The sequence below is a fragment of the Bradyrhizobium sp. 132 genome (assembly GCF_023074185.1).
Lineage (GTDB): Bacteria > Pseudomonadota > Alphaproteobacteria > Rhizobiales > Xanthobacteraceae > Bradyrhizobium.
Genome location: NZ_JADPKY010000126.1, coordinates 265,585 through 288,228, shown reverse-complemented (window position 1 = coordinate 288,228; position 22,644 = coordinate 265,585). Strand labels below are relative to the sequence as shown.

The 22,644-nt window shown below is 63.2% G+C and carries 23 protein-coding genes and 1 tRNA gene; 17 read left to right on the top strand and 7 right to left on the bottom strand.

What is annotated here, in order from left to right; translation table 11 throughout:
• The first annotated feature begins 45 nt into the window (after positions 1-45).
• Both thiL and IVA74_RS27005 read left to right on the top strand, forming a co-directional pair.
• Complete coding sequence (thiL, locus tag IVA74_RS27010) at positions 46-1,047, top strand: thiamine-phosphate kinase (protein WP_247349418.1); 1,002 nt, start codon at positions 46-48, stop codon at positions 1,045-1,047.
• Between the two features lie 236 nt (positions 1,048-1,283).
• Complete coding sequence (locus IVA74_RS27005; RefSeq protein ID WP_247349417.1) at positions 1,284-3,404, top strand: sodium-translocating pyrophosphatase; 2,121 nt, start codon at positions 1,284-1,286, stop codon at positions 3,402-3,404.
• 175 nt (positions 3,405-3,579) lie between these two features.
• On the opposite strand, the gene IVA74_RS27000 is transcribed toward IVA74_RS27005, so the two are convergent.
• Entirely contained in the window at positions 3,580-4,581 is a 1,002-nt protein-coding gene (locus IVA74_RS27000; RefSeq protein ID WP_247349416.1) for a tripartite tricarboxylate transporter substrate binding protein, read from the bottom strand.
• A gap of 96 nt (positions 4,582-4,677) precedes the next feature.
• Positions 4,678-5,163, bottom strand: a complete 486-nt coding sequence (locus tag IVA74_RS26995) for an outer membrane protein assembly factor BamE (RefSeq protein WP_247349415.1) — start codon at positions 5,161-5,163, stop codon at positions 4,678-4,680.
• Between the two features lie 98 nt (positions 5,164-5,261).
• Between IVA74_RS26995 and IVA74_RS26990 the strand changes: the two genes are divergently transcribed.
• From IVA74_RS26990 to IVA74_RS26945, 10 genes are all read left to right on the top strand, one after another.
• Complete coding sequence (locus IVA74_RS26990) at positions 5,262-5,828, top strand: ubiquinol-cytochrome C chaperone family protein (protein WP_247349414.1); 567 nt, start codon at positions 5,262-5,264, stop codon at positions 5,826-5,828.
• Complete coding sequence (locus IVA74_RS26985) at positions 5,825-6,388, top strand: DUF177 domain-containing protein (protein ID WP_247349413.1); 564 nt, start codon at positions 5,825-5,827, stop codon at positions 6,386-6,388. Before IVA74_RS26990 ends, IVA74_RS26985 begins: the two co-directional genes overlap by 4 nt.
• A gap of 302 nt (positions 6,389-6,690) precedes the next feature.
• The gene (plsX, locus tag IVA74_RS26980; protein ID WP_247349412.1) at positions 6,691-7,752 is read left to right on the top strand and encodes a phosphate acyltransferase PlsX; all 1,062 of its coding nucleotides are present in this window, start codon (positions 6,691-6,693) and stop codon (positions 7,750-7,752) included.
• A complete protein-coding gene (locus IVA74_RS26975) occupies positions 7,749-8,729 on the top strand; it encodes a beta-ketoacyl-ACP synthase III (protein ID WP_247349411.1) in 981 nt (326 codons plus the stop codon). Before plsX ends, IVA74_RS26975 begins: the two co-directional genes overlap by 4 nt.
• Positions 8,730-8,861: 132 nt before the next feature.
• A complete protein-coding gene (locus IVA74_RS26970; RefSeq protein WP_026311906.1) occupies positions 8,862-9,203 on the top strand; it encodes an integration host factor subunit alpha in 342 nt (113 codons plus the stop codon).
• 27 nt (positions 9,204-9,230) lie between these two features.
• On the top strand, positions 9,231-9,809 hold the full coding sequence (locus IVA74_RS26965) for a MerR family transcriptional regulator (protein WP_247349410.1): 579 nt from the start codon (positions 9,231-9,233) through the stop codon (positions 9,807-9,809).
• Between the two features lie 110 nt (positions 9,810-9,919).
• Positions 9,920-9,997 (top strand) — tRNA-Pro (locus IVA74_RS26960).
• Between the two features lie 580 nt (positions 9,998-10,577).
• Complete coding sequence (locus tag IVA74_RS26955) at positions 10,578-11,360, top strand: TIGR04255 family protein (protein ID WP_247349409.1); 783 nt, start codon at positions 10,578-10,580, stop codon at positions 11,358-11,360.
• Complete coding sequence (locus IVA74_RS26950) at positions 11,350-11,946, top strand: hypothetical protein (RefSeq protein WP_247349407.1); 597 nt, start codon at positions 11,350-11,352, stop codon at positions 11,944-11,946. Before IVA74_RS26955 ends, IVA74_RS26950 begins: the two co-directional genes overlap by 11 nt.
• Positions 11,947-12,589: 643 nt before the next feature.
• A complete protein-coding gene (locus tag IVA74_RS26945) occupies positions 12,590-13,006 on the top strand; it encodes an alpha/beta hydrolase fold domain-containing protein (protein WP_247349406.1) in 417 nt (138 codons plus the stop codon).
• A 119-nt stretch (positions 13,007-13,125) separates the two neighbouring features.
• Here the strand turns inward: IVA74_RS26945 and IVA74_RS26940 are convergent, their stop codons facing one another.
• Positions 13,126-13,365 (bottom strand): hypothetical protein, encoded by a 240-nt coding sequence (locus tag IVA74_RS26940; protein WP_247349404.1) that lies wholly within the window; start codon positions 13,363-13,365, stop codon positions 13,126-13,128.
• A 318-nt stretch (positions 13,366-13,683) separates the two neighbouring features.
• On the opposite strand from IVA74_RS26940, the gene IVA74_RS26935 reads away from it, so the two are divergent.
• The 3 genes from IVA74_RS26935 (at position 13,684) to IVA74_RS26925 (ending at position 17,085) form a co-directional block, all read left to right on the top strand.
• Positions 13,684-14,592 (top strand): dihydrodipicolinate synthase family protein, encoded by a 909-nt coding sequence (locus IVA74_RS26935; RefSeq protein WP_247349403.1) that lies wholly within the window; start codon positions 13,684-13,686, stop codon positions 14,590-14,592.
• Between the two features lie 144 nt (positions 14,593-14,736).
• Positions 14,737-15,708, top strand: a complete 972-nt coding sequence (locus tag IVA74_RS26930) for an SDR family NAD(P)-dependent oxidoreductase (RefSeq protein ID WP_247349402.1) — start codon at positions 14,737-14,739, stop codon at positions 15,706-15,708.
• A 264-nt stretch (positions 15,709-15,972) separates the two neighbouring features.
• Positions 15,973-17,085 (top strand): alpha/beta hydrolase, encoded by a 1,113-nt coding sequence (locus IVA74_RS26925; RefSeq protein WP_247349401.1) that lies wholly within the window; start codon positions 15,973-15,975, stop codon positions 17,083-17,085.
• Positions 17,086-17,099: 14 nt separating this feature from the next.
• Here IVA74_RS26925 and IVA74_RS26920 read toward each other — a convergent pair whose 3' ends face one another.
• On the bottom strand, positions 17,100-17,606 hold the full coding sequence (locus IVA74_RS26920; RefSeq protein ID WP_247349400.1) for a MarR family transcriptional regulator: 507 nt from the start codon (positions 17,604-17,606) through the stop codon (positions 17,100-17,102).
• Between the two features lie 404 nt (positions 17,607-18,010).
• Between IVA74_RS26920 and IVA74_RS26915 the strand changes: the two genes are divergently transcribed.
• Positions 18,011-19,540 (top strand): porin, encoded by a 1,530-nt coding sequence (locus tag IVA74_RS26915; RefSeq protein WP_247349399.1) that lies wholly within the window; start codon positions 18,011-18,013, stop codon positions 19,538-19,540.
• Between the two features lie 264 nt (positions 19,541-19,804).
• Here IVA74_RS26915 and IVA74_RS26910 read toward each other — a convergent pair whose 3' ends face one another.
• The 3 genes from IVA74_RS26910 to IVA74_RS26900 all read right to left on the bottom strand — a co-directional run bounded on the left by IVA74_RS26910 (position 19,805) and on the right by IVA74_RS26900 (position 21,707).
• Positions 19,805-20,296, bottom strand: coding sequence for a GcrA family cell cycle regulator (locus tag IVA74_RS26910; protein ID WP_247349398.1), 492 nt, complete (start codon positions 20,294-20,296; stop codon positions 19,805-19,807).
• Between the two features lie 72 nt (positions 20,297-20,368).
• Entirely contained in the window at positions 20,369-20,566 is a 198-nt protein-coding gene (locus tag IVA74_RS26905) for a hypothetical protein (RefSeq protein ID WP_007603456.1), read from the bottom strand.
• Positions 20,567-20,765: 199 nt separating this feature from the next.
• On the bottom strand, positions 20,766-21,707 hold the full coding sequence (locus IVA74_RS26900) for an acetamidase/formamidase family protein (RefSeq protein ID WP_247349397.1): 942 nt from the start codon (positions 21,705-21,707) through the stop codon (positions 20,766-20,768).
• 164 nt (positions 21,708-21,871) lie between these two features.
• Here IVA74_RS26900 and IVA74_RS26895 point away from each other — a divergent pair, with 164 nt between their 5' ends.
• Positions 21,872-22,639 carry a YdcF family protein gene (locus tag IVA74_RS26895; RefSeq protein WP_247349492.1) on the top strand — a complete coding sequence of 256 codons (768 nt, stop codon included), beginning with the start codon at positions 21,872-21,874 and terminating at the stop codon, positions 22,637-22,639.
• Positions 22,640-22,644 lie beyond the last annotated feature (5 nt).

Here is a 22,644-nt window from a genome sequence, read left to right as displayed (position 1 = left end):
CGAGGCTCGCAAGGGCTCGCACCTCAGGATGACGGGTCTAGTACCGTGACGCAGGACAAAGAACCGGTATCCGCCGAAGACTCTCTCATCGCGCGCTATTTCAAGCCGCTGGCGACCGATCCCGGCGCGCTAGGGCTGGTGGACGATGCCGCCATCCTGAAATCCCAAGGCGAGGATATCGTCGTCACCACCGATGCGGTGGTGGAGGGCGTGCATTATCTTGCCACCGATCAGCCCGACACCATCGCGCGCAAGGCGCTGCGGGTGAATCTGTCCGATCTCGCGGCCAAGGGCGCGACCCCTGCCGGCTTCGTGCTGACGCTGGCGCTGCGCAGCAAGGAGGACGCCTGGCTCAGGCCGTTCGCGGATGCGCTGGGCGAGGACGCGAAAACCTTTGCCTGCCCGCTGCTCGGCGGCGACACGGTGTCGACGCCGGGGCCGCAGATGATCTCGATCACCGCCTTCGGCCGCGTGCCGCGGGGGCAGATGGTCGGCCGCACCGGTGCAAGGCCGGGTGACCGCATCCTGGTGACGGGGACAATTGGGGACGCCGCGCTCGGCCTTGATGTTCTCAAGGGCGGCGCGGTAGCGGGTGCGCTGGCCTCCGATCCGCACGCGCGCGAGGTGCTGATCTCGCGCTATCGCGTGCCGCAGCCGCGCAATGCTCTCGCGCAGGCGGTGCGTGAGCATGCGACGGCTGCGATGGATGTCTCCGACGGCCTTGCCGGAGATCTGACAAAGCTCTGTGCGGCATCAGGCGTCTCGGCCACGATCGACGTGGCGAGCGTGCCGCTCTCGGCTGCTGCGGCCGGCCTGATCGCGGCCAACGTCGTTTGCGTTGAGACGCTGCTGGCCGGGGGTGACGATTACGAGGTGCTGTGCACGGTGCCGCCGGCGCAAAGCGACGCGCTGATTGCCTTGGGACGGGCGGCAGGCCTTACCGTCACGGCCATCGGCACGATCATGGCTGGCCACGAGCCGGCGCGCTTCCTGGACGGGCAGGGCCAGGAACTGGCCTTGAAGCGGCTGTCCTACAGCCACTTCTAGGAATTGCCCCAAACCGGCGTCCAGTCTCTCCGACTGAGCCTAAATACCTGCCGAGATCGGCTTTTTCGGCCTTATCCGGCGTTGCACCCTCAATTTGATTTTGGCAAGCTTGTGACCGACTAGGGCCGCGCCTTCGGGCAAGGGCGGCCTTGTTCAACATCAAGGCGCCGCACCGCACGACGGAAAATAAAAGGCGCCGGGGGTACGTTCATCAAGGATCTGAGGCAAAAAATCACATGACAGCATTATGGTTGATTGTGCTCTGCGGAGTGCTTTCCGTCGTCTACGCGATCTGGGCGACATCTTCGGTTTTGAGTGCGGATGCGGGGTCGCCGCGCATGCAGGAGATCGCGGAGGCAGTACGCGAAGGCGCACAGGCCTACCTGCGGCGTCAGTACACCACGATCGGTATCGTCGGCATCGTCATCTTCGTGTTGCTTGCCTATCTGCTCGGTCTCTATGTCGCGGTCGGCTTTTTGATCGGCGCCATCCTGTCGGGAGGTGCCGGCTTCATCGGCATGAACGTCTCGGTCCGCGCCAATGTGCGCACCGCGCAGGCGGCGACGACATCGCTTGCCGGCGGCCTCGAACTCGCCTTCAAGGCGGGTGCGATCACCGGCATGCTGGTGGCGGGTCTCGCGCTGCTCGGCGTGACCCTCTATTTCGGCTTCCTGGTCCATTCGCTGAAGCTCGCGCCCGATAGCCGGACCGTGGTTGACGCGCTGGTGGCGCTCGGCTTCGGCGCCTCGCTGATCTCGATCTTCGCCCGTCTCGGCGGCGGCATCTTCACCAAGGGGGCGGACGTCGGCGGCGATCTCGTCGGCAAGGTCGAGGCCGGTATCCCCGAGGACGATCCGCGCAACCCGGCGACCATCGCCGACAACGTCGGCGACAATGTCGGCGACTGCGCCGGCATGGCTGCCGACCTGTTCGAGACCTATGCGGTGACCGCGGTCGCCACCATGGTGCTGGCGGCGATCTTCTTCGCCAAGACGCCGATCCTGATGGATATGATGACGCTGCCGCTCGCCATCGGCGGCATCTGCATCATCACCTCGATCATCGGCACCTTCTTCGTGAAGCTCGGGCCGAGCCAGTCGATCATGGGCGCGCTCTACAAGGGCCTGATCGCAACCGGCATCCTGTCGCTGGTCGGCATCGCCGGCGTGATCCATTACCTGATCGGATTCGGCAAGCTCGACGGCGTCGACTACACCGGCATGGCGCTGTTCGAGTGCGGCGTGGTCGGCCTCATCGTCACCGCGCTGATCATCTGGATCACCGAATACTACACCGGCACCGACTATCGTCCGGTGAAGTCGATCGCCCAGGCCTCGGTGACCGGCCACGGCACCAACGTGATCCAGGGCCTTGCCATCTCGATGGAGTCGACCGCGCTGCCCGCGATCGTCATCATCGCCGGCATCCTTGTCACCCACAGCCTCGCCGGCCTGTTCGGCATCGCGATCGCGACTGCCACCATGCTGGCGCTGGCCGGCATGGTCGTTGCGCTCGACGCGTTCGGTCCGGTGACCGACAACGCCGGCGGCATTGCCGAGATGGCGGGCCTGCCGAAGGAGGTGCGCAAGTCGACCGACGCGCTCGACGCGGTCGGCAACACCACCAAGGCGGTGACCAAGGGCTACGCGATCGGCTCCGCCGGTCTCGGTGCGTTGGTGCTGTTCGCGGCCTACAACCAGGACCTCAAGTTCTTCGTTGCAGACTCCGCGCACCATCCCTACTTCGCCGGCGTCAATCCGGACTTCTCGCTCAACAACCCCTACGTGGTGGTGGGCCTGCTGTTCGGCGGTCTGTTGCCGTATCTGTTCGGCGCGATGGGCATGACGGCTGTGGGCCGCGCGGCGAGCGCCATCGTCGAGGAGGTGCGCCGGCAGTTCCGCGAGAAGCCGGGCATCATGCAGGGCACCGACAAGCCGGACTACGGCAAGGCGGTCGACCTGCTCACCCGTGCGGCAATCAAGGAGATGATCATCCCCTCGCTGCTGCCGGTTCTATCGCCGATCGTGGTCTACTTCCTGATCTACGCCATCGCGGGCGGCGGCGTCGCCGGCAAGTCGGCGGCGTTCTCGGCCGTGGGTGCGATGCTGCTCGGCGTGATCGTGACGGGCCTGTTCGTCGCGATCTCCATGACCTCGGGCGGCGGCGCCTGGGACAACGCCAAGAAGTACATCGAGGACGGTCATTTCGGCGGCAAGGGCAGTGATGCTCACAAGGCGGCCGTGACCGGCGACACCGTCGGCGATCCCTACAAGGACACGGCAGGTCCCGCGGTGAATCCGATGATCAAGATCACGAACATCGTGGCGCTGCTGCTGCTGGCGATTTTGGCGCACTGAGCGGCGCGAACGAACAAGACAAAACCCCGCGGCGTGAGCCGCGGGGTTTTCTGTTCGATAGGTTGGATGCTTTCAATCCGTCATTGCGAGGAGCTCTTGCGACGAAGCAATCCAGGGTCTCTCCGCGAAGGGATTCTGGATTGCTTCGCTGCGCTCGCAATGACGGAAGTGACGCCTACTGCACGTCCATCTGCAGCCCTTCCTTCTGGATGATGCCGGCGAACTTCTTCGTCTCGACGTCCACGAATTCGGCAAACTGCTGCGGCGTGCCGTAGTCGGCACGGGCGCCCATAGCGACGATGTTCTTCTTGATGTCGTCGCGCTCGAGCATCGCTTTCACCTGGAGATTGAGCGCCTCGAGCACGGCAGGAGAGACGCCCTTCGGCAGGAAAACCGAGAACCACGACGAGACGTCGAAATTCGCCAGCTCCGGCGCACTCTCGCGCATGGTCGGCAGGTTCGGCGCGAGGTCGCTGCGCTCGGTCGTGGTGACGCAGAGGCCGGTGAGGGTGCCGTTCTGCACCTGCGGCAGGCTCGGATAGAGGTTGTCGAACAGAATCTGGATGTCGCCGGCGAGCGCCGCCTGGAGCGCGGGACCAGCGCCGCGGAACGGGATGTGCGTCATCTTCAGGCCGGTGAGCTGGAGAAACCAGGCGCCGGTGAGGTGAGGGCTCTGGCCGACGCCGGAGGAGGCGTAGCTGAGCTTGTCGGGATTGGTTTTGAGATAGGCGATCAGCTCGGCGATCGACTTGATGCCGGTCTTCGGATGCGCCGAGACGATGTTCGGGATCCGGATCATGTTGGAGACCGGCTGGAGCTGGTCCGGCTTGTAGGTGAGGTTCTTGAAAATGCTGTAGGCGATTGCGTTCGGACCGGGATTGCCGATCAGGATGGTGTGGCCGTCCGGCTTCGAACGGACCACCTCGGCCGCGCCGATCGTGCCGCCGCCACCGGAGCGGTTTTCAACGACGGCCGACTGGCCCCAGGCGGTCTGCAGATGCGCGGCCAGGAGCCGGCCCATCACGTCGGTCGAACCGCCGGCGGCGGCGGGCACCACGACGCGGACGTTTTCGGTGGGTTTCCAGTCTGCCAGGCTCGATCGCGGCAGGATCGCTGCGGCCGAGAGGCCGGCAGCACCGGTGAGCACGCGACGGCGGGACAGCAATCTATTGGGCACGAATCCACTCCCTGCTTCTTGTTTTGCAAGGAGCGTATGGAACAGGACGCGCAACGGCAAGTCGCACGCAGCGGCACGACGCCGCAGGCTGAAGGCTCAGTTAAAGCTCAGCAGCTTGAAGATCGGCGTGAGGTAGCTCATCTCCTGGCCCGACGTCGCCGTGGTGCGGCTGACGAAGTCGAAGATCTTGCCGTCCTGGAGACCGTAATTCGCAAGCCGACGCACGCGTCGCGACTTGTCGAAATAGACGGCGATGACGCGCTGGTCGACCACCTTCTGGTTCATGAAGGCGACCATGCGCTCCGAGCGCTGCGAGATATAATAGAACACCTCGCCGTCGAGGGTTGCGACCGTGGAAGGGGTGCCCATCACGATCAGCACCTGATCCTGGCTCGCGCCGATCGGAATTTGCTCCAGCGCGTTGGGCGGCAGGATGTAACCCTTCTGGAACTGCTCGCCGGTGCAGCCGGCAAGCGCAACGCCAACCAGGGCCGTGGCCGCGAACAGGCGCAAGCCGCGCCAACGTGCTTGAACGCCGCGCCGCTTGTCCGCGCGCCGGCTGGTCTGGTTCGTTATCGTCATAGCGGAACTGATTCCGTCCCCTTGCGTCGCGCGAGGCGCTGAAGTACCGGGCGGAGACTCTGAATGCAACACGCGCGCGCCCGCTTGCGGAAACCACAATGTTTTGGCCGTTCAATCACTTCAGGAAACCCCGGCTAGCCTCGCCGGGCACCATTGAAGCCATCTATGGCATGATCGTGACGCAGGCGCGAGAACCCATATTTTACCGAGACTTGGGCGTGCCGGATACGGTTAACGGGCGTTTCGACCTGTTGCTGCTGCATCTCTGGCTGCTGCTGCGCCGCCTGCGCACGGTCCAGAGCGCTTCCCAACAAGGCGCCACCGAGCTGTCGCAGGCGCTGTTCGATCGCTTCTGCGAGGACATGGACGACAATCTGCGCGAGATGGGGATAGGCGACCAGACCGTGCCGAAGCGGATGCGCGCCTTCGGCGAGGCCTTTTACGGCCGGGTCCAGGCCTACGACCAGGCCATGGAAGGCGGCGCCGCGACGCTGGCATCGGCGATCTGCAAGAATATCTTGAATGGAGCCGGCATGGATCAGGCGCAGCGGCTGGCGGACTATGCCAGGGCTACCGAGGCCGATCTGGGCCGGACCGGCGAGGCCGCACTGCTGGGTGCGTCCTTCAAGTTTCCTCCAGCGCTTCCTGAGGATGTCACGCCATGAGCCGACCGATTACAGGATCCGGGTCCGATCCCTGGCGGGTGCCCGTCGTCGTTGCACAGATCCCCGACACCGGGCTGCATCGCAAGCTCGAGGCCTCGGCCGCCGAGCGGCAGGCCATGGCCGAGACGGCAGGCTTGCGGGAGGTCCTCTCTGTCCAGGCCGCCTTCGATGTCGTGCCGAAAAGCGGCAACCGGATCCAGGTCACGGGGCACGTTCACGCCCGGATCGGCCAGATCTGTGTGGTCACGCTCGACCCGATCGAGAGCGAGATCAGGGAAGAGGTGGACCTTATATTCGCCCCGGAGGCCGAGGTGCGCCGGCTGGCCGATCTGATGGAGGAGGGGCAGAACGATAAGGAGCATGTCGCCGATCCGCCGGAGGCGATCGTCAATGGCATCATTGACCTCGGGAGGCTTGCCACCGATGCGCTGTTCCTGGCGGTCGATCCCTATCCGCGGAAGCCGGGGGTCGTGTTCGAGGTGGAGGCCACCGCCCCCGATCCGGAGGACCATCCCTTTGCGGTACTGAAGGCGCTTCAGGACAAGAAGAAAGACAAATAGGTGCCGTCTTCCCCAGAAGACCGCTTTGCCAGGGGGCGTGAGGTGTTTGCGGCGGCGCTTTGAAAGGTCAAGTTATCTATCTGATTTCTATATACTACCTGTGAAATCGTCCGTCCGCAGCCGGATCGTCCCGGATGCAAAAGGCTGGGGGCAAGAGGTTGTTTCGGGATAACAAAACGCTATTGTCGCGGCCCGGTCCGGGTGCGCGTGGCGCTTGGCCGACCGCCATGTACATGGATGGCGAACCCACTTTGCGGCCCCGCTCGTTCAAGACCGCACCAGACCAGGTTTCCAGGACTTTTATGCCAAGCAAGGTTCGCATCGCGCTTGACGCCATGGGGGGCGACGCCGGCGCCGCCGTGGTCATTCCAGGAGCCGCCATCTCGCTCCAGAGCCATCGCGAGATCGAATTCCTGCTGGTCGGGGACCGCGCCAAGATCGAGCCCGAGCTCGACCGCCACCCCGCGCTGAAGGCCGCCTCGAAGATCATCCACACCGACGTCGCGGTCAGCGGGGAGGAAAAGCCGAGCCAGGCGCTGCGGCGCGGCCGCAAGACCTCCTCCATGTGGCTTGCCATCGATGCGGTGAAAAAGGGCGAGGCGGATGTTACGGTCTCTGCCGGGAATACCGGCGCGCTGATGGCGATGTCGCGTTTCCACCTGCGCACGCTGCCCGGCATCGACCGTCCGGCGATCGCCGGTATGTGGCCGACCAAGCGCGGCGATTCCGTCGTCCTCGACCTCGGCGCCAGCATCGGCGGCGATGCGCACCATCTGGTGTCGCTCGCCATCATGGGCGCGGCAATGGCGAGCGTGTTGTTCAACAAGAGCCGTCCCACGGTCGGCTTGCTCAATATCGGGGTCGAGGAGATCAAGGGGCACGAGGAGATTCGCGAGGCCGGCGAAATCCTGCGTGCCAGGAACCTGCCGGAGCTCGACTATCTCGGCTTCGTCGAGGGCGGCGGCATCGGCCAGGGCGTGGCCGACGTCATCGTCACAGAAGGCTATAGCGGCAATATCGCGCTGAAGGCCGCCGAGGGAACCGCGCGGCAGATGGCGGAATTGCTCCGCAACGAGATGATGCGGGGCTGGATGTCCAAGTTCGGCTATCTCCTGGCGCGCGGCGCCTTCCAGGCGCTGCGCAACAAGATGGATCCGAACAAGTCCAACGGCGGCGTGCTCTTGGGATTGAACGGGATCGTGGTCAAGAGCCATGGCGGAATCAGCGCCGAAGGCTTTGCCTATGCGATCGATGTTGGCTATGAGATGGTGAAATTCGATCTTCTCAACAAGATCAATCAGATGCTCAACCGCGAGGGTGGTGCACTCAATTTCGTGCCCACCGCGCCGGAGGATGTTTCGTGACTCAAATTCGTTCGGTCGTGCTGGGCTGCGGCTCTTATTTGCCGGAGCAGGTGGTGACCAACGCCGAATTGGCGGCGCGCATCGACACGTCCGACGAGTGGATCGTGCAGCGCACGGGCATTCGCGAGCGGCGTATCGCTGCCGAGGGCGAGTTCACCTCGCATCTGGCGCTCAAGGCGGCGCAGGCTGCGCTCGCCGACGCCGGCGTGGACGCGCAGTCGATCGAGCTGATCGTGCTCGCGACCTCGACGCCCGACAACACGTTCCCTGCGAGCGCGGTCGCCGTCCAGCACGGGCTCGGCATCAACCATGGCGCGGCCTTCGACCTTCAGGCGGTGTGCTCGGGCTTCGTGTTCGCGCTCGCCACCGCCGACAATTTCCTGCGCAACGGCGCCTTCAAGCGCGCGCTGGTGATTGGTGCGGAAACGTTCTCGCGCATCCTCGACTGGAACGACCGCGGCACCTGCGTGCTGTTCGGCGACGGCGCTGGCGCAGTGGTGCTGGAGGCGCAGGAGCAACCGGGCAATGCCGCAACCGACCGCGGGATCGTGACCACGCATCTGCGCTCCGACGGCCGCCACAAGGCGAAGCTGTTCGTCGACGGCGGGCCGTCCTCGACCCAGACCGTCGGTCATCTGCGCATGGAGGGCCGCGAGGTCTTCAAGCATGCGGTCGGCATGATCACCGACGTGATCGTCGACGCCTTCGAGGCGACCGGGCTCAATGCCGACAGCATCGACTGGTTCGTGCCCCACCAGGCCAACAAGCGAATCATCGACGCCTCCGCCCACAAGCTCCATATCGCGCCGGAGAAGGTGGTGCTGACGGTGGACCGTCACGGCAACACTTCGGCGGCCTCGATCCCGCTGGCGCTGGCGGTGGCGCGCAAGGACGGCCGCATCAAGCGCGGCGACCTGGTTCTGCTGGAAGCCATGGGCGGCGGCTTCACCTGGGGCTCCGCGCTGGTGCGCTGGTAGCAACAGTCGATAAAATTTTGCCCGAATCAGCACGATTATCGATGCGTCTGCATTGATGAGCGCTGTTGACCGGCGTATCGTAACCTCATAATTTCAGACAACAATTGTTCGCCGTGATGTGGGGGCAGGGCGATGACCGATCAAAGTAAAACCGTAACGCGTGTCGATCTGTGCGAAGCCGTCTACCAGAAGGTGGGACTGTCGCGCACGGAATCGTCCGCCTTCGTGGAACTCGTGCTGAAGGAGATCACCGATTGCCTTGAGAAAGGCGAGACGGTGAAGCTGTCCTCGTTCGGCTCCTTCATGGTCCGCAAGAAGGGCCAGCGCATCGGTCGCAACCCGAAGACCGGCACCGAGGTGCCGATCTCGCCGCGTCGCGTCATGGTGTTCAAGCCCTCGGCGATCCTGAAGCAGCGGATCAACGCCCAGCACCGCACCAACGGCGACGGCAGCAAGGTACAACCCGAGGCCTAAACCGCCTTTCGGATAAGGATTTGGCATTTGGACAAGGCGCCGGATGCGTTCCGAACCATCAGCGAAGTAGCGCAGGAACTCGACATTCCGCAGCACGTGCTGCGGTTCTGGGAGACCCGATTCTCTCAGATCAAGCCGATGAAGCGCAGCGGTGGCCGCCGCTACTACCGTCCCGACGACGTCGACCTGCTCAAGGGCATCCGCCGTCTGCTCTACGGGGAGGGCTACACCATCCGCGGGGTACAGCGGATCCTCAAGGAGCATGGCGTCAAATCGGTGCAGGGCCTGGCTGACGGCGCGGCCGCGGTCTCGTTCGGCGCCATCGAGGACGCCGTCGGCGCGAGCCTGATGGAGCCCGAGGAGGAGACCGGCGTCCGCGGCGCCCGCGACAGCGACGATGACGACTACCAGGGCGAGGAGGAGGAGGGCATCGACTTCCGCTTCTCGGAGACCGACGACGAGGAAATCCTCACCACCTTCCGCAAGGGCGGCGCCCCCGCCGCGCCCCCCGGCCCCAGCGCTATCGACCGGGAGCGCCTCGGACGGGTGCTCGCTGAGCTCATGGCCTGCCGTGAAATGCTGGATCAGGCACTGAAGGACGCCTGACGCCGGATTCCCTCCGCTTGGGGGCAGTTCCGGGGCCTTTCGGCAGAGACACCAAAATGGTGTGACCTCGCCTTGCGCAAACCGGCGATCCTAGCTAATGGAACGACGTTCGGAGCGTGGCGCAGCCCGGTTAGCGCACTAGTCTGGGAGACTAGGGGTCGGAGGTTCAAATCCTCTCGCTCCGACCATTTTTTCCAAATCATCTGTCGGGTGGATCGAGGGGCGGCGTGGAGCCGGCTGCCGCTCGTGACGCATGCGCCGCGATCAGTGGCGGGGCTGCTTCCGTGGCCGGTAAACGAAATGCCGAAAACAACCCCATGCACAGTAGCGAAGCTATTGGCGAGATGAGGTTTTTCCGAAGCGGTTTGACGTGTCGGGCAAAACAGGAGCATGGTGTCATCATGCCAAGCTTCCGAGATGGGGAAGAGACGCCAGGGCTTCGGTGCTGTGCGGGGATTCGCAGTGCGCCTCGGGGGCGGCCCGGCCCGGCCTGGCCTGGTGCTGGTCTGGGAACTAGGGGGCGGAGGCTCAATCCTCTGGCTCCGACCATTTTTCCTAAATATTCACAATGTTGTTTCGGAGCGGCTGGTTTGAACCTATCTGCCCGTTTGCATTTAGTTTGCAATTTGTGTTCCTGGGCTGTTCGGTTGCGGAAGGGCAGCCTGAATGGACCCCATCTGTAGTTGCGGTTTAGGTTCGTCCACAGGGCGGCCTTGCCGCGACAATTGCGTGGTGCTTTGGTCAGGTGAGGCTAGGAGACTTCGTTTGATGCCAGTGTCAGTTGACGCGCCGGTAGCGCCTACTAGAACGCTTCAGGAATTGATCCTGGCCACACACTTTCGCGCACCGTTGCCGTTGACCGTGCTTGACCTCGCGGACTGGGTTGGTGCGTTTTCCGATTTCCCGATCATCCAGGAGCTGCAACCGCTACCTGTGTCAAACATGCCGGCACCTGGAGCGCCGCAGTTTTCATTCGAGATCCATCCTGTCGGAACGCTACCGCGTATGTTGCTGCGAACGGGGGACGGACGTTCTTCGATTCAGCTGCAGGCTGACAGGTTTGCTATGGGGTGGAGCAGGATTGAGCCATTGGGGGACTTGGCCGATTACCCAGGCTTCGAGATAATGCTGCAGAGGTGGTCACAATTGCTGTCGAGATTCGAGGCATGGACTACGCAACGTTTTCATCTTCGTTCTGAGCACCGGCTCGTGGAAGTCAATTATGCCAACGCGTCTCCATTAAACCAGCATGGGCAGCAGAAGCGTATTTCGGAAATCTTTAAATTTGTTCAGACGACGGGACGGCCGGTGAATGTTTTCAACACGACCTGGACTGAGAGCGTCTACCCGCCTGCGGAGGGTAGGTTAACAGGGATCGTTACCGCGATGGTCGCTTTAGGAAACGCCCCGCCGGATATCCCTGTAGTCGCATTCAACTTCACGGGAATGGCAGAGGTTGCGGAAGGCCACGAAAGTAAGCATATAATGAACGATCTGCATGCTAAGATTCGCGAGATGTATCAGAGCGCGATTGTGTCCGATGCCGCTTAACCAATTTTTAGTCGGGTCCCTGACGAGTGTTTTCCTCGCAAATGGTGCTCCGGCGTCCGCGCCGACGCTGAGCGAGAAAGCTCACTGGATCAAGCCCGTCGATTCGGTTGCTGCGCAGCCATCGTTCGGCCAGCCCGGCGGCATATTTGCCGCTACCGGTTCCGACTGGAGGGCACGGCTTGCGGCGAATGCGCACCACTTGGCCCTTCTTCCGGCCGGTTGGGATGGCCCAGGCTCGGTATCGATCTCCTCGGCGCTTCTGTCGCGCGCGCTGTTCTACGTCAAGAGTGCGCTAGAGGGCGCATCGGCCAATGAGGTCGCAGCGCCGCGTTTAGTGCCTGGTGGTGATGGCAGTCTCCAGATCGAATGGCATACGCACCGCGGCGAACTCGAGTTTGACCTTGATGACCAAGGCGAAGCTTCGATTTGGGTTCGTGATCATTCGAGTGGGGCGGAGTTCGACGGTGAAGGTGGCGAAGCGCTTGCTCTCTTTTATCGTTGGGCGCCCTGGATTGCTGCGCAGCAGCGTTATGCAGCTCATGTGCCTCCTCAGACCGACCTGGTCACATTCCCGGTTGCAGCCTGAGTTTCGGTTTATCCGCACTCTTCAGTCGCCCTATCATGTAGTTCGCGACGAACGGACCGGACGCTATCGCATATCATCGAAGGCTTTCAGTCCCTCGAAAGCGGACAGCAAACTGTCCGGCGATCTCGAAGAGATCCTAGTCTCGGACGGGTTGTCCCCTATCGCGATGTATCCAGCTGTCCGCAACCCCGTTGGTGCCGCGTCTCTTACGATCGGACAAATTCGAGCTGCCGGAGCGCAGGTCGAGCACGATCCAGCAACGTGGAATTGGTATCATGGCTCAGTAAGCGGGACCAAGGCGAGGAAAGTAAAGCAAGCGCTGGTAGAGGCCGCTCTCGAAATAATTCCGATTGATCAGGCACGTGCCGCAGAACTTGATCAAGACATGAGTTCGCAAGCGCCGTCATCTTCGGCCTAGTGCCTTCAGCATCGGTTCCGCGGCGCGCGCCCTCAGGCGCGTTTGTCTCGATCGTCTTCGAGCTTCTGAATCGCGTTTGCCGCCAACACGCCACGGCATGCCAGATAGGCATCGATCACCCGCTGGGCCCTATCCACGGTCTAGGTTAGCGCCTCGGCGACCTCCGGCGCCGTTGCGCCGGTCTCGGCTAGACTCTAGTAGGATCGCGGCGGTGCCCCGGTTGTCATGGAAATTGAGATCGCCAGCGCGGACGGCGTCAGCGTCCTCGCGCCAACCGCGGCCGATGCGTCGGTCAGCCGTCCGGAGCAGGTGGCGATCGCGGCGCGCGATCCGATCCAGGATATTCCGGGGATCGTCGAAGCGGGACGGCTCTATGCCGGCGAGCTCGATGTCGGTCATCCCTTCGTCAGCCCGCTCAATGGCGCCTTCCGCGCGCTGGCGCCGATGACGATCTTCTCGGGCACGCACGATCTGCTTTACCCCGATAGCGTCGATCTCGCGGAGCGGGCGAGGCGGTGGCCCTGCTGGTCGAGCTGCATCTGCTCCGTGACCAGCCGCACAATTACGCGCCGATGCCGACGCCGGAGGGGCGGCAGGCGCGTGCGATTATCTGGGTGCGGTGGCCTAAAAGGGAAGGTGTGATCGTTGTCACAAAGTGCGCCGCCGCTGGCTGGCGCTAAGCACTGCCCGCGCGGAGAGACCATGCGGCCCCCGGGACGTTTCCTCGTCCGTCGTCTTGGTATCAGTAGTTTTGCGGGACCTTAGGCGTGGCTCTTGATCTCGTAGTGACCCGGCACGCATTTGTAGCGATCGAGGCGCCAGTTGGCGTGATAGATCGGATGCTCGCCCATCCATTTCGCCAACGGGGCCTGTGCGCCGATCGCGCACTGCATCATCGACATCTCGGGCGTCATGTTGCTGTCGGTCACGATTTCCTCGATGCAACTGCCTGAACTGGCTGCACTCAGCCGGCAGAGCACGGCAACGACGGTCACGAACATTCCAGTCACCTCATCGGTTGTTTCTGACCACGAAGAGGATGCAAGCGAAGTGCCAGAGCCTGTGACGCAAACAACACGCGGGCCTGGCCGACCCGACCCAGCGTCCGGAGTCCATTTGACGATTCGGATTGTAAAAAATTGCCCCAAACCGAAGCCGGGCAAATACGCGGAACCGGGAAGGGATGACCGCAGGGATGTTGAATGCTGAGGGCAGCGCCGCGCGGGCAGCCCTTCACAGGGCCTGCACAGCCGATAGGCTGGGGTCGTGCGGATCCTCGCCAAAAGAGCGGGACCGTTATGGAAACGCGAGGACAGACCATGAAGGCACGACCGACCGGCGTGATTCCGCCGATGACGACGCCGTTCCGCAAGGATGGCGAGATCGACTACTCCCTCGTGGCGCCCCAGGTCGACTGGATGATTGGCGCCGGCGCGCATGGCGTCGCGGCCGGCGGCTCGACCGGCGAGGGGCACACGCTCGATCACGAGGAATATCGCGACCTGATGGAAGCGACCGTTGCGGCGGTGAAGGGGCGCATTCCCGTGATCGCCGGCATCATCGTCGATTCCACGCGCGATGCGATCCGCCGCGGCAAGCTCGTGCGCGACATGAATGTCGCCGCGCTCCAGGTCACGCCGGTGCATTATCTGTTCAAGCCGGACGACGAGGCGATGGTAGCGCATTTCCGCGCCATGGCTGACGAGACCGGCATGCCCATCATCATCTACAACGTGGTGCCGTGGTCGTATCTGTCGCCGGCGCTCTTGACGCGGATCATGACGGAGGTGCCGCTGGTGGTCGGCGTCAAGCAGAGCGCCGGCGATCTCAAACTGTTCGCGGACCTAATGATGATGGCGCCGGACAAGCTGATCTACAGCGCGGTCGATGCGCTGATGTATCCGTCCTACACACTGGGGGCGCATGGTTCGATCGCCGCGATCCTGACCGCAGCGCCGCATGCCTCGGTCGCACTGTGGGATGCGGTGAAGGCGGGCGACCATCCGCGCGCGCTCGACCTGCACAAGAAGCTGCTGACGCTTTGGAACGCTGTGATCGCCGACAATTTGCCGGCCTGCACGCGCTATGCGCAGACGCTCCAGGGGCTGCCCAGGACTTATCCGCGCGCGCCGATGCCGGAGGCCTCGCCCGCGCAGCAGGCGGCGGTCCGCAAGGCGCTGGACGGTCTCGGCGCGTTGAACGGAGCGCGCGTCGAAGCGGCCGAATAGTCCGCGCCCCGAAATAACTGTCGACCATGGCAGCGCCGATCCGCTTTTACCTGCGGATGCGGCGCTGCTACATTTTGCGCTGCGCCCCGATGCGCGGCGCGGCCATGAAGAAACATACCGACAAGGGGAGGGGCCGAAAGTCCCATGAAGGATTTTGTAGGAAAGATCGCCGTCATCACCGGCGGCGGCACGGGAATGGGACGCGAGCTCGCGCGGCAGCTCGTCGCCGAGGGCTGCAATGTCGCCATGTGCGATGTCTCGGAAGCCGCGATGGCCGAGACCAAGCGGCTGTGCGAGGTCGAAAAACTGCCGCAGGGCCTGCGCGTCACGACCCATGTCGCCGACGTCTCGATCGAGGATCATCTGAAGCGATTTCGCGACGAGCTCGCCGAGCAGCAGAAGACCGACCGGATCCATCTCCTGTTCAACAATGCCGGCATCGGTGGCGGCGGCAGCCTGTTCACCAACACGCGCGAGCAGTGGGAGCGCACCTTCAACATCTGCTGGGGCGGCGTCTATCTGGGCGTCCGCACCTTCCTGCCGATGCTGGTCGCGGCGGACGAGGCCCACATCGTCAACACCGCGAGCGTCAACGGCTTCTGGGCCTCGATCGGCATGGGGCAGGCGCACACAGCCTACAGCTCGGCGAAGTTCGCCGTGAAGGGATTTACCGAAGCGCTGATCAACGACCTCCGCCTGCACGCGCCGCACGTCAAATGCTCGGTGGTGATGCCAGGCCATATCGGCACCTCGATCGTGTCCAACTCGCGCAAGGTGCAAAGCGTCGACGGCTCGGAGCGGCTCAACGCCGACGAGGTCGCGCTGACCCGCAAGCGCATGGTCGCGGCCGGCGTTCCGGATGCTGACAAGATGTCGGACGACGACATCCAGGCGGTGTTCGCCGAGCGCGCGCGCAGCTTCCTTGAGGATGCACCGACGACCGCCGCGCAGGCCGCGAAGATTATCCTCGACGGCGTCAAGGCAGAGCAGTGGCGCATTCTTGTGGGCGAGGACGCAAAGCGCCTTGACGAGCGCGTTCGTGCTGCGCCGGAGCACGCCTATGAAAGATCCTTCTACGAAAGCTTTACGCAGGAAGTCGGCTGGCGGCTTGGTTGAAGCTGCTTGCTGAGGCCGTCGGCGAGCGCGCGGATATAAGTATGATGATCATCATGGCAAGAGGCGCGCAGGTCATTTTACGTGCCACCTCTTGCCAGTGCTCGGCCACTTATGACGAATTGGAATGTCACGCATGCGACACATTCCATGCGTTCAAGCGATGGTGATCTCGAACGGCTCTCATTCAGTGCACGGCAGCTTGGTCAGGGAACTGAAATAGTTTAGTCAGTGATGTGTAAGGCGATGACCAGAGCGTAGCTCCCGATGATACCCGCATGTCTCTCCGACGACTGGATCCTTTGCCCGGAGCGAGAGGACATCTCCGCTGAATTCACGCGGCTCCTCACCGCGGCCCAGGAGGGCGGCGCCACGATCGCGGAATGCCTGATGATCGCGCGGCGGCTGAAGCGGGGCGAAGACCAGTCCTGGCATCGCGAGTGGAAGAAGCTGGCGCAGGCCAATCGGCATCGCGCCGAGGCCGCGTTCGCCGAAGGTCACAGGGCGACCGCACAGCGCAACTGGCTGCGCGCCATGAATTACTACAGTGCGGCCGCAATGCCGCTCGATCAGGCCGACGAGCGCCGCTGGGTCGCGGTGCTCGCGATGCAGGATTGCGCCCGCCGCTCCCTCGCGGCGCGCGACCCGGCCGGGGAAGTCGTGACGATCCCCTGGCTCGACGGACATTCGTTGCAGGGCTATTTTCTGCCCGCGCCGTCGGGAAGAGTGCGTGCCCCGACCGTGATCTGCATCGGCGAGCCCGGCCACCGCAAGGAGGAGTTCCTGTTCAAGCTCGCGCCGCATGCGCGCGAGCGCGGATTCTCGTTGCTGGCGCTGGATCTCTTTGGCGACCAGCGCGACGATTATCTCGACGCGCTGTTGCGGCGCCGGGATCTCGAGAGTTCGATTCCGTGCGTCATGGACTATCTGGAGACGTGCAGCGACGTCGATTTCGATCGCGTCGCGATCGTCGCCGATGGCTGGGGCTCTTCCTTCGTGGCGCGCGCGGTGTTGCAGGAGCCGCGGCTTGCCGCCGCCGTCTGCGACGGCGGACTGTGGGATCTGCACGAGCGGGCCTTCTTTGCCAGCCGGTTCGCCATGAGCGACGTCAGCATCGTCCCGGTGCCCCATGCTCCGCTGATGGCGTCCAGCGCCGACTGTCCGGTGCTGATCACGCTGGGCGAGGACGGCTGGCTCAAGGCCGATCGGGCGCGTCAGATCGTACGGACGTCCCGGCTCGGTAGCTCGGATGTGATGCTGAAGGTGTTCACCGCGACCGAAACCGGCGCGGCGCAGGCCCATGCGGACAATCCTAGCCTTGCCAATGAATACATCTTCGACTGGCTCGAATCGCGGCTCGGGGCCGCCGGGCGCATCTAGCAGCGGCCGCTGCGTCAGAAGTCGAGGGTCAGGCGGACGCAGGCCTTTTCGAGACGGGTTTTCAGCATCGCGAGCTTGGTGGTGAATGCCGTCAGTTCTTTCTCGTTGAACTCCTGGAAGACGAATTCCTTGATCGTCTTGTACTGCTCGTCGAGGCTCGCCAGGTGCTTCTGCGTCTTCTCGGTCAGGGACAGCCGGACCACCCTTGCGTCGGTCGGCGAGGGGCGACGGCGCAACAGGCCCTTCTTCTCGAGCAGCTTGGACTGGGTGGTGACGAACGAGGGATCGACGTGGAGGAGCTTGGAGACGACGTTGACCGGAATCCCGTCGTCCTTGTCGAGGTCGGAGATCGCCATCAGGATCAGCCATTGCGGGCCGCTGATGCCGAGCGTTCTCGCCCAGAACTGACGCAGCTCCTCCAGGTACATGTTGATCGACGATATCTCCCAGGTGAAGCGCTTGATGATATCCAGATTGCCGATGGAGCGGAGGCGCGCCCCTTCTTTCCTCGTGGCTGACACAGCGTCACTCCCGTGATCTGATTTCTTTGCGGCGGGTGTCCTGCAACTGATAGTCCACGCAAGCCTGCTCTGACGCAAGTGCAGAGCAGGGTGATTTTGTCACTAAAACTACAAACATGATCTGCTCAGCTGAATCGTTCCTCCCGGGTGTTGCGCGCGGGGCACAGGTTTAATGAAACCCATAAGGCTGACTAAATAAACTATTTTGATTAGGGAACAGCGGATGCATATTGATCCGTGACGGTGGGGGTACTCGATCGTCCCGTTGCAGGTGGTCCGCTCACGTCCCTCGCGTCGAAAGCGGGTGTGTCCGAAAGCGCGAAGCGGCCGAGCGGATTTAGAGACGGGGATCTGGGGGGCCTCACGGTCCAGTCTCCGTAAAATGAGCAACTTGGAGGTTTTAAATGAAAATGGTGAAGAGCCTTTTGCTCGGCACTGCGGCGGGTCTGATCGCCGTCGGTGGAGCTCAGGCGGCTGATCTTCCGGTCAAGGCCAAGGCGGTCGAGTACGTGAAGATCTGCACGCTGTACGGCGCGGGCTTCTACTATATCCCGGGCAGCGATACCTGCATCAAGCTCGGCGGCTACCTGCGTGCTGAAGTTGCGCTCAATGCTGGAGGCAACTACAGCGGTGCGTATAGCAGTGTTGCCGCTGCGAACAACCGTCTGGCGAACTACTACTCGACTCGCGCTCGCGAGGACCTCAACATCGATACGCGTACCGCGACCGAGTACGGCGTGGTTCGTACCTATTTTGATGCGGTGTTCACCTGGACGACTGACATTTATACGGGAAGCGGCACGACGCCGGGTGCGACCGTTTACTCGCAACTCGGAAGTACCGGTGTGTCTGCGCCGAACAACGCAAGTTCAGGCACGATCTCGGGCGGTTCGCTCGGCGTCTACTACGCCTTCATCCAGTTCGCCGGCTTCACCATGGGTAAGTCCGTGTCGCAGTTCGACGCGCCCTGGATCAACTATCCCGGCAACAACTTCGACCAGCTCGTCGGCGGCAGCGGCACCACCAACGGTGTCAATCAGTTCACCTACACTGCCGATTTCGGTCAGGGCGTGACGGCGTCGATCTCGGCGCAGGACCAGTCGCTGGCCTTCCAGACCAACGTCTGGAACACAGCCGCGATGTCCACGGCCGGCGTTCTCGGCGGAGCTTATGGCGCGAACGATCTCGGTGGCACCACTGCGCCCGACATCGTTGGCATGGTCCGCGTCGATCAGGCCTGGGGCCTGTTCCAAGCATCGGTTGCCGCACACGACAACCATGTCGGCTACTACGGCGCAACCGAAGCCACCGGTCACCCCGAGGACAAATGGGGCTGGGCGGTCCAACTCGCACTGTCGATCAAGAACATTCCAACGGGCGCGGGCGACCAGATCAACATTTCGGGCGTCTATACCGATGGCGCGAGCCGCTACAACTTCCAGGAGCTGGCAGCGACCAGCTACTCGATGTTCGGCAGCTCGAGCTCCGCGTATCAGAGCATCGGCTTCGCCGGCGTGTCTGATGCGGTGTTCGGTGCCGGCGGCGGCCTCGAGCTGACCAAGACCTACGGCTTCCGTGGTGCCTACACCCACAATTGGAACCCGTACTGGAACTCGGCGCTCTATGGTGCGTGGGCTGCGGTCAACTACAGCGGCACGGCCAAGGGCCTGATCTGCGGAAGCGCTGCGTTTGCTTCGCTGACCGGTACCTGCAACCCGGACTTCAACATTGGCCAGATCGGCGTCATCACCCGCTGGACGCCGGTCAAGAACCTGACCTTCTCGGCTGACTTCGTCTACAGCCACCTCGACCAGAAGTACTCGGGAACGATCACGGCGCCGACGCTGGCAAGCGTTGCCAAGCCGGCGGCTGCATACGAACTGAAGGACCAGGACACCTACAGCCTGCTGCTGCGCGCCCAGCGCAACTGGTAAGCTAAGGTCTTCGGATCTGAACTAGCCCCGGCGGGAAACCGCCGGGGCTTTTTACGAGATGGCTTTCGGAAAATCCGACGGCCCGTGCGGACGACGAAGACGAGCCATGCGATTCGACCGGCCCCAAATTTATTTACTTACCTGAGTTACTAAGCTATATGGCTTGCAGCCGATTTACGAAAGTTGCGGCTCTTGGCGTGATGCTAAGCCTCCAGAAACCTCCGGCAATGCCCTGCCGGAGGTTTTTCGTTTTTGGGACACGGCTCAGCCGCGCATCACGCGCGCCCGGGAGTTTGGCCGGTAGGCGAGGCGGCTGTGGCCGGCGCAATAGGACTGGCCGTCGGATGCGGAGTTACCGCAGAAGCAGAAATCGTCTGCGCCAGGCGTGGAGATCGGCCAGCGGCAGCGGTTCTCGGCAAGCTCCAGCAGCGAGCAGCGATTGGCATCGTCGATCGGGCCGGTGACTACGGGCGCGCCGGTCTCGCCATAGATCGTGGCGAGCATCTCGTATTGCAGCCGCGGCACGGTCCGCGGCGCGCGCGGCGGCGCGGTGCCCCTGTTCTGAATCTTGCGGTCGTCGATAGTCCGGCCGCGGGTCAGATTCAGGCGGGACAGCTTGCCGATCACGGCGTTGCGGCTGACGCCGATGTCGGCGGCGATCTCGCGGCAGGAGAGGCCGGCCTCGAAGTGCAGCTTCAGAAGTTCGATTCGTTCGTCGGTCCAGGTCTGTGAAGAAGTCGGTGAGAGAACAGGCATTGTAGCGGTCCCAGGTTGCAGATGTCGGCCATCCGCCTCTCGATATCCGTCCGCCTCACGCCCGGCGCGCGCTCACGTCCTGCCATTGTCGCGAATCGACAAAAGCCCGTCCTTGATGGCGAGACGGATGCCTTCCTCGATCAAGGTACGTGCGACGCCGGGAACGCTGGTGCCGTGGGTGCCCTGTCTCACCAGCTTCTCCAGATAGGTGATGGTCGAGAGCGCCAAGGTTACGGGAATGCGGTCAGTCTCGGCTTTTTCGGTGGCCATGCCTAAACGCTAGCCTCATACGCGGGTACATAAAAGTAACGATTAAGAGTCTATTTAGATTTGGAGGCGGAAGTCAAATCCGGCTTCGGCCGATGCGTCAGCCCATTGGAATCGCTGGGGAAGTTCGGCATGGCGCGGCGCGCCGCGCGAGAGGCCTGGCGGCGGTGTGGCGTCGATGGGTCAGAAAGGGCGGGCCGGATCAGCCGTGCACGATCGCCTTTTCGATCATGCAATGGATGCCCTTGCAGCCGTTGACGGTCTGGGTCACCCGCAGATCGGCCGCCAGGCTGCACAGCGTATAGGCGTCCTCGCGCGACAGGTTTCGCTTCTCGCCGAGCAACACGATCATGTCGCGCAGCGCCCGCACCACGCACTGGTCGAGATCGGGGTCCATCGCCATGGTCATGTAGTGCGTCGCCGTCTCGCCGCGGGGATAATCGAGCCTGAGGTCCTTGCGCAGCGTCAGGCGGAAGCGGCCCTGGAGTGCGGTCTCGATAGCGGTGACGCAGACCTCGCCGTCGCCCTGCACGGCATGGCCGTCGCCGCAGGAGAACAGCGCGCCGGGAACGAATACCGGCAGATAGAGTGTCGCACCGGCGCCAAGCTCCTTGTTGTCGAGATTGCCGCCCATGGCGCGTGGAACGAGCGAGGAGATGCGGCCCCAGGCCGGCGGCGGCGAAACGCCCATCACGCCGAAGAACGGCTTGAGCGGCAGGTCGAGCCCCCACGGCATGCGGCCGACCATCCGCGACCGGTCGAGCGGGATGTTCAGGATGCGAGTCTCGTGGAAATCGTCGGGCAGGGTGCCGGACAGCGGCTTGATCATGTTCCAGCCCCAATCCTGGCGGAGCTGGACGTCGAGGATTTCGACCGCGAGCACGTCACCGGGCTCGGCCCCTTCGACCGCGATCGGGCCGGTGAGGATATGGCCGGGGAGCATGCGCTCGTTTTTGGCATGAACCTCGAACATCTCGGGCGGGATGTGAAACTTGCTGCGGTCGGGCAGCATGTCAGGGCCGCCGCTGATGGTGTCGACCGTCACCTCGTCACCGCTCGCGATGGTAAGGACGGGCTTGAGCGCAGCTTCGAAGAAGCCCCAATGGCAGGTTTCGGGGCTGGAATGCAGGTGGTGATGGGTCATGTGGCTTGTCCGTCCGGTTTCATCGAGCCCGGGCTTGACCGGGTGATCGATCCTCTTTCAAGAAGATTTCTGAAGATGGACGGGCTGGTCAAGCCCGCACATGGCACGATCATCCCAGCGAGGCTCCCCTGTATTTCGTTCTTTCCAAGACCATCGGCACCGCGCTGCTGCCGATCAATCTTCTGATCGAGCTGGGAATCCTGTCGCTGCTGCTGATGGCGACGCGTTTTTCCGCGGTCGGCCGCAAGCTCGCCGTGACCACGCTGGTGCTGCTGGCACTGGCTGCGTTCTCGCCGCTCGGTAATCTGCTGCTCTATCCATTGGAATCGCGGTTTCCGGCATGGGACCCGGCGCGCGGCGCGCCCGACGGCATCATCGTGCTTGGCGGCTCCATCGACACCGATCTGTCGGCGGCGCATCGCACGCCAGTCGTTTCGCACGCGGCCGATCGCTTGTTTGCGCCGGCCGGGCTCGCGCGCCGCTATCCCAATGCGCGCATCGTCTTCACCGGGGGCACTGCGAATCTTGTCGAAACCGATTCCAGGGAGGCCGACTACTCCGCGCCGATCCTCGAAAGCCTCGGCATCGCGAAGGATCGCCTGATTCTCGATCGCGATTCCCGCAACACCTGGGAGAATGCGATCTTCACGAGGCAATTGGTATCGCCAAAGCCGGGCGAACGCTGGCTCCTGGTCACGTCGGCCTTTCACATGCCACGCGCGATGGGGATCTTCCGCAAGGCCGGATTTGACGTCGAAGCCTATCCCGTGGACTGGCGAATGGGCGGGCGTGACGCTCTCCTCTCTTTCACCAATGTCGGCGGCGACGGTCTTGCCAGGACCGAAGTGGCGGTGCGCGAATGGATCGGGCTCGTTGCCTACCGCCTGATGGGCCGGACTAGCGAGTTGCTCCCGGGACCGGCGAAGGACTAGAACCG

Excerpts from the sequence above, each read along its gene's own strand:
- IVA74_RS26970 (WP_026311906.1), top strand. The coding sequence starts at position 8,862 with ATGACCGATCAAAGTAAAACCGTAACGCGTGTCGATCTGTGCGAAGCC.
- IVA74_RS26950 (WP_247349407.1), top strand. The coding sequence starts at position 11,350 with ATGCCGCTTAACCAATTTTTAGTCGGGTCCCTGACGAGTGTTTTCCTC.
- IVA74_RS26940 (WP_247349404.1), bottom strand. The coding sequence starts at position 13,365 with ATGTTCGTGACCGTCGTTGCCGTGCTCTGCCGGCTGAGTGCAGCCAGT.
- IVA74_RS27005 (WP_247349417.1), top strand. The coding sequence starts at position 1,284 with ATGACAGCATTATGGTTGATTGTGCTCTGCGGAGTGCTTTCCGTCGTC.
- IVA74_RS26985 (WP_247349413.1), top strand. The coding sequence starts at position 5,825 with ATGAGCCGACCGATTACAGGATCCGGGTCCGATCCCTGGCGGGTGCCC.
- IVA74_RS26910 (WP_247349398.1), bottom strand. The coding sequence starts at position 20,296 with ATGCCTGTTCTCTCACCGACTTCTTCACAGACCTGGACCGACGAACGA.
- IVA74_RS26935 (WP_247349403.1), top strand. The coding sequence starts at position 13,684 with ATGAAGGCACGACCGACCGGCGTGATTCCGCCGATGACGACGCCGTTC.
- IVA74_RS26955 (WP_247349409.1), top strand. The coding sequence starts at position 10,578 with ATGCCAGTGTCAGTTGACGCGCCGGTAGCGCCTACTAGAACGCTTCAG.
- plsX (WP_247349412.1), top strand. The coding sequence starts at position 6,691 with ATGCCAAGCAAGGTTCGCATCGCGCTTGACGCCATGGGGGGCGACGCC.
- IVA74_RS26930 (WP_247349402.1), top strand. The coding sequence starts at position 14,737 with ATGAAGGATTTTGTAGGAAAGATCGCCGTCATCACCGGCGGCGGCACG.
- IVA74_RS26900 (WP_247349397.1), bottom strand. The coding sequence starts at position 21,707 with ATGACCCATCACCACCTGCATTCCAGCCCCGAAACCTGCCATTGGGGC.
- IVA74_RS26915 (WP_247349399.1), top strand. The coding sequence starts at position 18,011 with ATGAAAATGGTGAAGAGCCTTTTGCTCGGCACTGCGGCGGGTCTGATC.
- IVA74_RS26925 (WP_247349401.1), top strand. The coding sequence starts at position 15,973 with ATGATACCCGCATGTCTCTCCGACGACTGGATCCTTTGCCCGGAGCGA.
- IVA74_RS26995 (WP_247349415.1), bottom strand. The coding sequence starts at position 5,163 with ATGACGATAACGAACCAGACCAGCCGGCGCGCGGACAAGCGGCGCGGC.
- IVA74_RS26945 (WP_247349406.1), top strand. The coding sequence starts at position 12,590 with ATGGAAATTGAGATCGCCAGCGCGGACGGCGTCAGCGTCCTCGCGCCA.
- IVA74_RS26905 (WP_007603456.1), bottom strand. The coding sequence starts at position 20,566 with ATGGCCACCGAAAAAGCCGAGACTGACCGCATTCCCGTAACCTTGGCG.
- IVA74_RS26990 (WP_247349414.1), top strand. The coding sequence starts at position 5,262 with ATGTTTTGGCCGTTCAATCACTTCAGGAAACCCCGGCTAGCCTCGCCG.